Annotated in this window: 8 protein-coding genes; 1 reads left to right on the top strand and 7 read right to left on the bottom strand. The window is 36.5% G+C overall.

All coding sequences use genetic code 11. The annotated features are described in order from the left end of the window. Position 1: 1 nt before the first annotated feature. From GXM17_RS16275 to GXM17_RS16260, 4 genes are all read right to left on the bottom strand, one after another. Positions 2-1,681 (bottom strand): SprB repeat-containing protein, encoded by a 1,680-nt coding sequence (locus GXM17_RS16275; RefSeq protein ID WP_163400415.1) that lies wholly within the window; start codon positions 1,679-1,681, stop codon positions 2-4. A 20-nt stretch (positions 1,682-1,701) separates the two neighbouring features. Further along, positions 1,702-3,780, bottom strand: coding sequence for a fibronectin type III domain-containing protein (locus GXM17_RS16270; protein ID WP_163400414.1), 2,079 nt, complete (start codon positions 3,778-3,780; stop codon positions 1,702-1,704). Positions 3,781-3,782: 2 nt separating this feature from the next. Next, on the bottom strand, positions 3,783-8,570 hold the full coding sequence (locus GXM17_RS16265) for a hypothetical protein (RefSeq protein WP_163400412.1): 4,788 nt from the start codon (positions 8,568-8,570) through the stop codon (positions 3,783-3,785). A gap of 254 nt (positions 8,571-8,824) precedes the next feature. Further along, positions 8,825-9,439, bottom strand: a complete 615-nt coding sequence (locus tag GXM17_RS16260; protein ID WP_163400410.1) for an alpha-ketoglutarate-dependent dioxygenase AlkB family protein — start codon at positions 9,437-9,439, stop codon at positions 8,825-8,827. Positions 9,440-9,526: 87 nt separating this feature from the next. Between GXM17_RS16260 and GXM17_RS16255 the strand changes: the two genes are divergently transcribed. After that, positions 9,527-10,294 (top strand): XRE family transcriptional regulator, encoded by a 768-nt coding sequence (locus GXM17_RS16255; RefSeq protein ID WP_163400408.1) that lies wholly within the window; start codon positions 9,527-9,529, stop codon positions 10,292-10,294. 30 nt (positions 10,295-10,324) lie between these two features. Here the strand turns inward: GXM17_RS16255 and GXM17_RS16250 are convergent, their stop codons facing one another. From GXM17_RS16250 to GXM17_RS16240, 3 genes are all read right to left on the bottom strand, one after another. Next, positions 10,325-10,504 carry a hypothetical protein gene (locus GXM17_RS16250; protein WP_163400406.1) on the bottom strand — a complete coding sequence of 60 codons (180 nt, stop codon included), beginning with the start codon at positions 10,502-10,504 and terminating at the stop codon, positions 10,325-10,327. Between the two features lie 393 nt (positions 10,505-10,897). Next, complete coding sequence (locus tag GXM17_RS16245) at positions 10,898-11,455, bottom strand: hypothetical protein (RefSeq protein WP_163400404.1); 558 nt, start codon at positions 11,453-11,455, stop codon at positions 10,898-10,900. 87 nt (positions 11,456-11,542) lie between these two features. Further along, on the bottom strand, positions 11,543-12,091 hold the full coding sequence (locus tag GXM17_RS16240) for an REP-associated tyrosine transposase (RefSeq protein ID WP_163400402.1): 549 nt from the start codon (positions 12,089-12,091) through the stop codon (positions 11,543-11,545). Positions 12,092-12,360: the final 269 nt, after the last annotated feature.

Below are 12,360 nucleotides of genomic sequence, written 5' to 3'. Positions count from 1 at the left end.
ACTAAAGCGTTTTTTCAATACACCCATGTTTATCAGTTACTTTTATTTTATAACTTTTTTTGGTGTCAGTTACAGGTAAGATTATAGGCTGGCTCGCAGTCCGGCTTATAGTGGTAATATTGTTTGTAGTAGTTGAGGTTTCAACGGTTGTAACAGTAAACGGGATTGCAGTACCATCGTCAAGCGAGTAACTATAGACTCCGGATCCACCTTTAACATTTAGGGTAAGACCGCCTTCACCATTATGGCATAAGGGATCTGTAGGTACTATTGAAAAAGTAAGTTCTTCAGGGTCTTGGTATAGGAAAGGTTGTGCCTCAGCCATCGTTCCTTTCGGAACTCCGTTTAATGCTGCTTGATATTCCACAACATACTTTTTGTTGTTTTCTAAGGTGTTGTTTGACGTTGGTATTATGAAAGAATATTTGTATTGATCTTTTATGGGATCATAAATAAGATTTTTTATTTCAGGCTGAGAAAATCTAACGGCATCACCGCTTACTTTAGGAAAAGGGACAATTCTAAAAAGCGAAAAAGATTCTCCCGAAACTAAATCCCGGTTAAAATATACGTCAATGCTTGTTATTGCATTTCCATTACATTTTGGTGGAACATATTCTATATTAGTTATTACCGGTGCGCCGGGTTTATAAATAATACGATAGGCAGTAGTAAAAGCTCTGTCATCAGGACCATAACCGAGTCTGAAATCAATTGCTCCAAATGGAGCCCAAGGTAAGTCACGCATAGTGAAAACTGGTCTTGGAGTATTGTTGGTTTGTAATGTGTTTATAACAGTATTAGGAACATCTTCCCAGGACTGGCTTCCTTCTGGACGATATTGCCAGTGGTATACAAAATCGGGGAACGACATGGTAGTATTTACGCTGGGAGTTGATGCTATTAAATCAAAAGTTTCACCTGCTAAAATTTCAGGTGGTGTGTAAACTCCCGTAGCATAAGGATTATATCCGGGTTTTGATATAACTAAGTCGTTTGGGCGGAAGTTACTTAGTATAATTTGACCGTCAGGGGTATCATCAGCACTATCATAGGCAATACCTCCTGTAACAACTGAGCATTCTACACAGTAATCACTGTCATAGCAATTAGAACCAGCCATTCTGGTCATAGGTATTTTTACAGATAAAAAGTCCTGTGTATCTGCCGTTCCTGATGTATTTTGTGGTTCCCTGTAAGCTTCATAATTCCAGTTAATATATCTTCCCTGAAAAAAAATACGCCCTCTGGATTCACTATAATATCTGGCGCCACCCGGATTATTCCAGGGTTCATTAGCGTAGTCTTTTTTGTAATCGCAATAACCGCAGCTGGGTTCATAAACAGCTCTTCCAGGCGGTTTAGCATCTAAAGTATAAAATGAGTTATCATAATCATAATTCGTAGTAAGAATAAATTCATAATCAATTGCTATTGTTGAAGTAATTTTTTTAGTGGATGATTTGCTGCCTCTGTGGTAATCATCGCTGGCATTTCCAAAACTCCAGGAAAAAACATTAAAAGGTTCCGAAAATCCAGTTGATGTAATAGTGGTATTAGGCTGGCAATATTGTGAATAATAGTTTCCACACGAATAATACTCAGCATCAAAACTATAAGTAAGCTGTCCAAATGTCCAGTAAGAATTTATAAAAACAAAAAAGAGTAGAAGTTTTTTCATAGTCAATTTATTATGACGATTTAAAATTTTAAACTAAAGAAATCCATTTTAGATGTCCTTCCATCTTTATACACCGCTCTGATACCATATTTGTAAGTGGTATTAATAGTAATCGTAGGATCTGATAAACGTTTTATTTTACCGGCAAGTACCTGAATAAGCTGAAGAGGTTCTGTATCAGAAGCTTTGTAAATTTCAAAACTGCCCACTTCAGTATTAGGATATTCCCATGATAAGTCGATGGTATTGGTGGTTTTATTCGCCTGCGCAAAAAAGCCTTTTACAGGAGGTATTACCGAGTATTTAGGAACAAACATAGCGATCTCTGGCGATGGTTTAGAAATCAGGTTACTCTCATCTTTGGCAAAAATCGCATAACGGTAGGTATTGCCTTCCACAACGGTTTTGTCCTGATACTTTTCTTCCTTATTTTTGGTATCCAGAATTAATTTCCAGTCTTTTTGGTCATTTTCTTTTCTGTACAGCTGATGACTGGCAGCGTCCTCACTCTGGCTGTTAATCCATTCAAGGAAAACAGAACCTTCTTTTATTGCAAAATTGGTAAATATTGGTGACGTCGGCGGAATAACATCTGGTTTCTTAAGAATCAGTACTTCTGAAAATGCCGACATATTATAGCGGTTGTCAACAGCAATGATTTTATAAAATACCTTGCTGTTTAAGTTTTTAATGATAACCTTATCTGTATAAAAATTAGATTCATGCGGACTAACGGTTATTTGGCTGAATTCTTCCTGAGCAGTATTTCCTTTATAGATACGATATCCAAATAAATCCTTTTCTTTATTAGGGGTCCAGGTTAATTTTACAACTCCGAGACTGTCAATAACACCTGTTAGACCAACAGGTCTGTCAGGAGGTATTGAATCCACGGGCTGAACAAGCATAGGGAATGAAGTCCTGTTGCTCCCTTGTTTTCCTATGGCGGTAATAGTAAAATAATTGGTTGAAGAAAGTTTATTATACGTAACAGAGCGGTTTTTGGGAGGTATGTTTTTTACAACGGTAGTATAATTTTTATCGTCATTGTCAGAACGGTTTAATTCAAATCCCGAGATTTCGCTGTCGCCTTCTTCCGGGAATTCCCATGATAAGGTTACCGTTGTGTCATCTTTAAATTCCTTAACTCTCAGGTGAGGGACAAATTTTAAAATAGAAGTTCCTTTTCCGGTAATAATTTGGGAATAAGGTCCTAATTCCCCAAACGGAGAAATTCCCTGAATTCGATAACTGTATGGTTTGTTGTTCGCAATAGAATCAACGTAAAAAATACGATTATTATTTGCGTTTTCTTGATTTAGGCTCGTATAGGGTTTATCTGTAATTCTTTCAAAAGTTTTTTTGTCAGTTGAACGTTCGATATAGTAACTTCCGTAAACCTGCGACAATGTTTTGAAATTCCAGCTCAGCATACTGCTTTGATCTGTAAAATGAACAGTAAAGTCCATAGGCTGCGGTAATGGCTCATATTCTTTTAAGCTAACGAACACTCCACCATAATCAATGCTTAGTTCGTTTTCCGGCACATTTGATAATATCCTGTAGGCGTATTTTTCATTTAGTTTCACATTTTTGTCTTCAAGGCCAAGACCGGCTTTTTTGGCAATTTCAAAATCCTTATCGGCACTAAATAGGGCAAATGTGAATCGTTGCTCATTTTCTTCAGAAAGATTTACAATGCTTTCAATAGTACTGGTACCGCCACCTTCTACCGCAAAGCTTTCACCATAAATGGCCTGGGCAATAATAGCGGCATTATCATTGTTTTCAATAATTTTTTCCCATGTTTCAGCTGGTTCTGGTTTAAATGCTTTTGCTAAAATTACTTTTTCAGGCTGAGGTAATGTCTTATTATCGCGGGTTACGGTATATCTTTCTACAGTATAGCCATAAGTGTTTAATTTTTTCCAGGCAATAGGCGTCGTTGCAGCCCATCTCAATAAGATCCTGTCTTTTTGTACTCTGGCTATTACTTGTATTTCAGGTTTCTTTTCAGGTGAAACAGTATCTTTTTTACTTTGGGAAAAACTGGTAAAACCTATTATAAAAAGGAATAGGATTGAAAATTGGATTCTCATGCTTAATTTGATTTGTTGAAAGTAAAAATAGAACTTGTTCCTGCCTGACCGCCCGGAAGGGTATAATTTAGTTTAATGTTATAAGTGCCTTTTTTTATATATGGAAATTCCCCATTGATGATATAATCGTATTTCGCTATCATAGCCTGATTATTGGTAGTAACATATTTGTTTACGATTTTATATCTTAAATCAATAAAATCATTTTTAAAATGAAATGGCAAATTGTAACGATAAGGGAGATATTCTTTCAGCATAAAACTGGTTGGGTTGTTAAATATATAATCCTGATACCAGGCCATGGTTTCTACACCCTTTACAGGAGGAATGCCTAAAGCCAAATTACTGCTTTTGTTCAGTTTTAAATCAGCTTCTAAAGGATATCCCTTATAAATTAGTGGATAAATTTCGTTGTTGTAATAATTGTTATCCAAAATAGCTTCTGTACTTACCAACGGCTGAAACAAGGTTTTGGCATTACCAATAAGTTCTGCTTCATCAAAAGGCTCTGTAGAACTGTTTAAAGACTGCAAAGCATGGACATCCATATAAATGATTTCTACTAATGTCTGTTTAGGCTTTTTGGCGGCCATCTTTTCCTGAAAAGTATTGTATTGGCTGGTATTGAAATTGTACTGTACCAATTCGATTGATTCTCCTCCGGAAACAACTTCTTTAAGCTCATTATCTTTTACATCTATATTGTTGTCATCTTCGAGATTTTGGGACTGGTAATTTTCAGTCAGATTACCATTGGCATCACTTTGAGGTTCAAGTGTCATCAAGGATAAATTATATGGCTTTGTATTTTCCAGTAGAGGAATATCAATACTTATTTTTCTTGAATCATTATTATATCTAATGGCACTATTGGCAATTTTATTCCCTGTTTTATAAAAAGCTTTTTGGGATTGTCCCGGCTTTAAGTCAAATAAATAAGGCTGACCTTGTTTTAATACGATATAAGCTTCTTTGCTTTCGTTTTGATAGACATATTTTTGGTCAAAAACAGGATAGCAATACGCAATATTGCTTACAGGAATATTTTTAGGAGCTGCACCAGTTGTAAAATTCCTTACTTCATGTTCTATAGCAACCTGGCCCTGATCCATAATAGTTTTCCATGTACCGTTTACATTTTCCTGAAAACTTACTTTTACAGTTAATGTCAGGTTAGAGTTTTGAGGCAACACATCAGTAGCATTAAAACTTAGTAAATCTTTGGAGGTGTTTGTACTTAAAGTACCAGTTATAGGAACTCCGTCTTTTTTTATAGTGTATTCTTCCAGTTTGAGTCGATATGTTTTGGTTCCTGCATCATCTTCAAGTGTAAAGTTTTTATCGATAGGCATATTAAAGGCAACCTGTGGAATAGCAAAAACATCTACGTCTTTTGAACCTTCGGTTGGTGTTATGTCAGCAATAGATTTCAATCCTGCGAGTGGGTCTGCATTTATAAATTCGCACTCTTTTCCAAATTGTAGCTTAAATCTGTAGCTGCCTCTTATTGCCCCTCCCAGAATACTGAATTTACCGGCCATATAACCCCGAATCCACAATGGATTAGGTAATTTTGCTTGTAGTAAAACGGCAGCCTGTCCTTTAATTATAGCTATTTTCTTTCGTACAAAGAATAATTTTATATTGATTCCCAGTTCTCCCTGCATATAAGCATAGGATTGTCCGTTGGCATACCATCCGTTCAGACCAATTTGTCCGGAACCTTTACAGGCTGCTTCACCATAGTCTTTGACCATGATATCAAAACCAAAACCGGCTTGAAAACTGGCATAAAACATTAAAAAACTCATATTACCTGTTTTCATGCTAAAGTCAGCTCCAAATGCAAAACCTCTTCCTGCGGCAATCATATTTTCATTACGCATATAGTCAAGCTTGGCAACATCAACACCTATGATTTGAGCAACAATTGCTGGAGGTGGCGGACTTCCGGGAATATCATCACCAAGCATAAAGTAGCCTCCGGCTTCCACTTCAATTGATCCTACTGCTAACTTAATACCTAAACGGTCAGTTGGAGTTCCCATATGAATATACCATTTGTCCGGACCGAAATGTAGAACGGCCCACCCGGCTCTGTTTCCGGAAGCGCGGCCTTTTATAAAACCACCAGGGGTATCAATATATAAGTCGAAGGAACCGTGCAGTGTTTTAGCTCTGAAATCATATTCTATAGCTGCAAAGGCATTGATACCCATCGAGTTTTTTACATCATTAGGATAAAGCTGTTCTGCCGCCTTTGATAAATCTGATGTTTTTAATGCCTCAAGAGCAACTTGTGACATCAGGGATTCATTTTCTGTAACCGCTTTTAACACTTTGGTCAATTCTTCAGCACCCGGAATTTCAAATGGCTGCATGACATGGCCTTCCCCGTAAAGGCTTATCCTGTTGATACCTCCGTGATTATTAAACGCAATTTCAAAACCTGCGCCTCCCCAAAAAGCATCAGCAGTTGCGGTGCCGGCAAATTTTATCATGGCTTTAACCCCAAGCCCTGAATCTGAATCCGGTACATAGTTGGATCCGGAAGCCGCAAATCGGTTGCTGAATCCGTCTTTTTTCATTCGGTAAAAGGCTCCGCCTCCAAAACCTTTAAAAGTAATGGCTCCGGCAGGGATATTCAGGTTGTCAACCATAGCATCCACATACCAGTACCTGAAAGTGGTAGAACCAAAAATAGCATTAGCTTCAACCGATATGCCTCCTGTAAAATCTGCTTTTAGGGATCCCTTGAAACCTTTGCCGTAAACAGGGTCATTATCCATTATCTCAATGCTTCCCTTGAATTTCATTCCGCCTAAATCGGCTGCAATGTCTACCCGCTCAAATTTTAAATGAGAAAATTTCCATTTCTGTATCCCTTCATCTTTACCGAATTTTCCGACAATATTAAATTTGGTTCTTCCGTTAAACTGGTCCTTCATTAAATTAACGGATAGATCAATTTTCAGGGAGACGGATACATCATCTGCCGTAAGCGCAATCTCATGAATCGTTATCGGGAAATTAGCGACTTTAGAAGAGCTAGGGTCGGTTTCGGCTTCATTTTTATAACCAAAATAATCGGCCTTAAAAATAGGGGTTACGGTTTGTAATTCTAAATTTTGAAACAATATCCCTTTAAAGGCGACAGCCCCTTTCTCATCTTCATCCTCCTCAGGAGGGGCAGGAGTAGTGGAGGCAGGAGCGGTGGTTTTTACTTGTGTTCCCTGTGCCATAGCGATTCCCATGCCTGATAATTCAGGGCTTTTGGTTTCCGGTTCCTGGTCAGCATTTGGTTTGTTGCTGCCTTTTATGGCTATGCTTCCGTTCAGGAAAGCTTTAGGTAGAAAATTGCCTTCTTTTACTTTTAATTCTATATAAGAACCTTTATCGAATTTTGCTGTAGCTTTAAATGCCTGAAAACAGACATTTTCACTTACTTCGGCTTTTAAAAGATATTCATTGTCTATTGGGTTTATAAGCGCATTATAGGCAATTTCGCCACGGGATTTGGCAGAACATTTCTTTGACTTGTCCGTTAAAGGCAAGACAATAGCGCCATTAAATTTGGCAAACATTAATGCATTTGCTTTAAATTCCATTTCGATATGGTCAACGGAAAACTGCCATCCTGCAGCACTTCCTTTTCCTAAATCTAAAACATTATCTGCAGAAAAATTACCCGAAACTCCCATTCTGTCTATTAACAGGTTGGTTGCTTTAAAGCTAATCCTGTTATTGGTTTCTTTGTCTTTGAATTCAGGAGGCAGTACAACTTTTAAGGAGTTTACATAAAATCCCCTCCATAGGTTTTCGTTTCCTGGAACTAAATAATCTTTTTGGTAATCAGGTGGCCAGACGATATTGCCGGAGTTTCTGATATCACTAAAATCAACTACAGCTTTGTTGAGTTCAAAGCAGGTTCCTTTATATTTTGTGAGTTGAAATGTTGGCAGGGATACTTCTACCATAATATCATTCCAATTGGTGATAACCGTTTTAAAAGATGCTTTAACTCTTTCTGTATCAGGAAGTGGCTTGTAGCTTGCATCAACCGGTTCCAGTAAGCTTCTCGAAAAAACGACTTCAGCATCTATACCGAGCTCTTTAAAACCATTACAATCGATCGTAACATAGGTTTTGTTTTTAACTTCGCCGGTAGACATTTCCATGCCACCTTTGAGTACGAGCAATAAATTTTCACCATTAATTTTAATCGGAACATCACCTAATAAAACCAGATTAGTGTCACCTACTAAACCTCCTTTGTGCGAAAGTTTGATATTATTAGCACCGAAAAATAATTGTTTTTGTTTGCCATCTTCATCCTGTGGGATAGTAATTCTGACAAAAGCGGTTAATTCGGTATATTCAGGAGTAAATTTAGCATTACTGATGCCTAGCAGGTACTGTATTCCACCAATCGTCTTCTTTATTCCTAAAGGCAGGGTAGAAAATTTGTTGGGCTCTAAAAAATCAGTAAGAAGGCTCATGTTCTTGTCGATTTCTTCGCAGGTGGCCATCGCCTTGCTTAAATCATCATTAGTCTGTACCGAAATAGGGAAATTCTTTTTGAGAAAAGCATTGGTAAATTCGCTTTCGGAAGTCGCAGGTTCAGAAAAATTCGTTAGTACATGAAGTTCAGATGCAGCTTTATGTAAGATTACTTTATCTTTTTTTTGACCTACAATTGTATCGTTAGTATTCGAAAAAGAAGTACTACTGATTATAAATAAAACAAAACTAAATACGCAATAAATAGACTTAGAAGTAATTTTTTTCAAATTTGACACAGGTTAAGTTGAAATTAAGTTTTTATTTACAGTTGGATTTACGTGTAAATAATCACTTAATAATAATTGATTTAACGGGCGGTCAAATATAAGATAAAATTAACAGGAAAAAAGAAGGGGTTATTTTTTTTAGACGTTTTTGAAAAAAAACAACAATAAAAAAAGGACTACTAAAAAAAATAACAAATAATATTATTAGGAATATTTTTTTTAAACGAGAAAGGTTTTAATAGCAATAAATAATATCATTTAACCCTTCTGAAAGTCAGGTTAATTCTCGGCAGGACGTCACGGGAGGTTTTAGGAACCTGATGCTGCCAGAAACTGTTAGTAGCGCCTGCCATCAGTAAGAATGTGCCGTGATGCAGTGGAATTTCAATCTGCGGAATTTCCTTTCTAAACTTGTGCCTGAGCCTGAACATTCTGGTTTCTCCAAAAGTAACAGAGGCGATATCCATGTTCTTGTTACTGCTTTTGGTCTTATCGCTGTGCCATCCCACACCGTCTTTTCCGTTTCGGTAAAGATTGAGCAGTACGGCATTAAATTGTATATGGGTTTCCCTTTCAACACGCTCCCTGATATCTTGCAGTTCATCAGGCCAGTTTGCACTGGAATTGTGGCCGTCTAAATTGGCGTCACTGTACCACGAAATCATTCTGGGAGCGGTAACTATTTTGTCGTACATAGGCATATCATATTCATGCCATTGCGTTTGGTTTAGCAAAACAGTATAATAATAATCGGATTCTTCTTTTGAGAAAAAGTTGTCGATTAAAAGTAAGTCGGCATCAGGAACATCAAACTGCTTTTTGCCTCCTGTACCGCTCGAAAACAGTTCGGTATCGTTAAAAAGTGTCATTTTCATTGCTTTTTGGAAAACATAAAATTAGCACAGATAATAACAATTTTTTATATATTTGTGGTTATAAATTGTAACAAACAGATTATGTCCTTATTTTCAGATAACATCAGGGTTTTAAGGGTTAGGCAAAAAATCTCACAGGAAAAATTAGCAGAGAACCTTCACATTACCAGAGGAAGGTATGTCAAATACGAAGACGGTACTTCTGAAGCTCCGTATGAAATTTTAAAAAAAATAGCACGCTACTATCACATGAGTATTGATCTGCTGCTTTCGGTTGATATCCGAAAAATTGACATGCAGCATTTGATTAAACTCGAAAGCAACAGATTAGTTCTGCCAATTCTCGTAGATCATGGCGGGGAAAATTTTATAGAAATAGTAACACAAAAAGTAAAAGCAGGCTATCTCAATGGCTACTCAGACCCGGAATATATCGAAAGCCTCCAGCAGATTTCACTTCCTTTTCTGGGACCGGGCAAACACAGGGGGTTTCCTGTCGAAGGTGATTCCATGCCGCCGCATGAAGACGGGAGCATCATTGTAGGGCGTTATGTAGAAAGGCTGGGAGATGTACAGGACGGCAAAACCTACATCCTCATTACTAAAAATGAAGGAATGGTGTACAAGCGTCTGAATAAAAATAAAAAAAACGCTTTGGTTTTAGAATCAGATAATAATTTCTATCCGAATTATGAAGTCAGGCTCTCAGACATTATAGAAATCTGGGAGTACCGCTGCAATATTGGGCGTACAGATAAGAAACAGGAATTAAATGAAATTCAGGACCTGAAAGAATTGATTTTAGATGTAAAGAGGGAAGTAAACGAAATACGGAAAAATAAAGGATAAGCAGGTGATGTAACCGGAAGTAAATTCCGGTTATTCATCTGCCGGTACAAGCACAGAATCCATAAATTTTCCGGTAATGATAGTGCCTTCTTCATCTTCCCATTGGGTAATAACATTTTCAATTAGTTCAGGTTCAAAACCAATTACTTTCATTACAGGCCCGCCAAATTCCTGCCGTACTTCCTGATTTTTTTTAAAAGTTGTGTTCATAATTTTATCTTTTAATTTGACTTCTATATAGCCTGAAATATGTTAAGATGATTTCAGGTAATTAAATTGAGAAATTCTGGTAATTCAAAAATATGAAGAGCAGAAGCAAAATCATTTATAAGATAAAACGGTTTTATTATCAAATTTAAAGGTAACGGAAAGAAGTGGGATATAATCGGTTATATAACGACAGAATAAAACTAAATCTAAAAGGAATGAGCCCGATACAATATCGGGCTCATTATTATCAAATTTAATTAATAAATTCGTCTAAACTTTTGGGTGCATTCTAGAGACATTTGCGCAGCTTTTTCATAAGAAACTCTTCGGTGAGCGGAGGTTAAATTTTTATAGTTTTTATTTGCTTAAATCATATTAATCGTGGGAGGCATTTCATATTTCTTTGATTCCTCCGACTTGATAACCAGATGAAAGATCTACTTCAAATGTTTCATTAGCTTCATTACGGATATTCCAAAATTGACCTCTCAAATACCTATCTGTTACCTCTGTTATTTTAAAGCCATCATTAGCAATGCGTTCAGTATGCCATTTAATTCCATTTTCATCATAGGCTATCAGATCAGTAAAATCAGCGAAAACTATAATGCTTTGAAACTTCATAGAGCGAACATCTATAATAGGTATAGATTGCACTTCCTCACAATCATTTGGATTTAAAGATGAAATAATATAACCTGCTCCTCTTGATATTACACAAAATTTATCAAGATTGGGGGTAGTATAAACTCCATGTAAACCATTATGGCTTATTTCACCAAAAGCAAAGACCCCAATCCATGCTTTACCCTTTGAAGGAGTAACTTTTACAATCAATCCGTCTTTTCCTCCATTTGATGTTCCATTCGGATAGTAATATCTATCCTCTGTCCCAAGTTTTTCTAAAACTTCTATACTATAACTACTTTGAAAACTGAAATCAATTATCATTATCTTTTTTTTACTGGATTAAAAAATCTATGCCATATAACCCCCCGCTAGCGCGAGCGTCCCGCTCGTGCACTTACGCACAATCAATTAATTAATATCAATTTCTAAAACAGTTTGGTCATTGTTGCCATAATTTCTGGCAGAACTGTATTTCCAGTCTATAGGATTCGTTACAAAGCCAGTTTCGACCGGATTATTATGGATGTAATTTAATTTTTGCTCAAAAACTTTTAGAGACCAGATTTCAATGGGTTTATTGTTTTGCTGCCAAAATTGCCTGAATTTAACGTTGCTGTTTTTCTTTCCGGCTCTTTCAAACATCCAAAGCATCCATTCTTTTCTGCTTTCTTGTGGATTTTCTTCGATTGCTTTGAGCATTTTTCTGGATGTAAATCCTTTAAAGTCTCTTATTAATCCTGAAGGATCTCCGCTTGCTGATCTAAAAATTAAATGAATATGGCTAGGCATGATACAATAGCCATAAATTTCCATTGATTTATGTTTACTGCAATAGTCTAATGATTCAATAATATTTCCAAAATACTCATCCCTTGTAAATACATCTATCCAGTAAACTGTAGCAAAACTTATAAAGTATGCTCCGGTCTTTTCTCCAAACTTGTATTTTCTGCTCATTTATTTTTTTGAGCTAATGTAAGAAATACTTCTCTTTTAAGAGTTGGGTAGTTTTGAGTTACTGTAAAAGATATACTTTGCGTTCACGAGCATGATGCTCGCGCCAGCGGGGGGAATTTAGTCCCGAAATATTTTAGTATTGTAACTTCGATAGTAAGAATATGTAAAATAAACCAACATAAGCAGTTACTTTCAACAATTGTTTAAAAGATACTTTCCATAAATTGGTCCCAAAAATAAGGAAGATAATAAAATTATATAAAAAACAG

It is taken from the genome of Flavobacterium fluviatile (assembly GCF_010645065.1).
GTDB lineage: Bacteria > Bacteroidota > Bacteroidia > Flavobacteriales > Flavobacteriaceae > Flavobacterium > Flavobacterium fluviatile.
The sequence above is the reverse complement of the archived record's forward strand: the minus strand, read 5'-3'. Positions and strand labels throughout refer to the sequence as shown.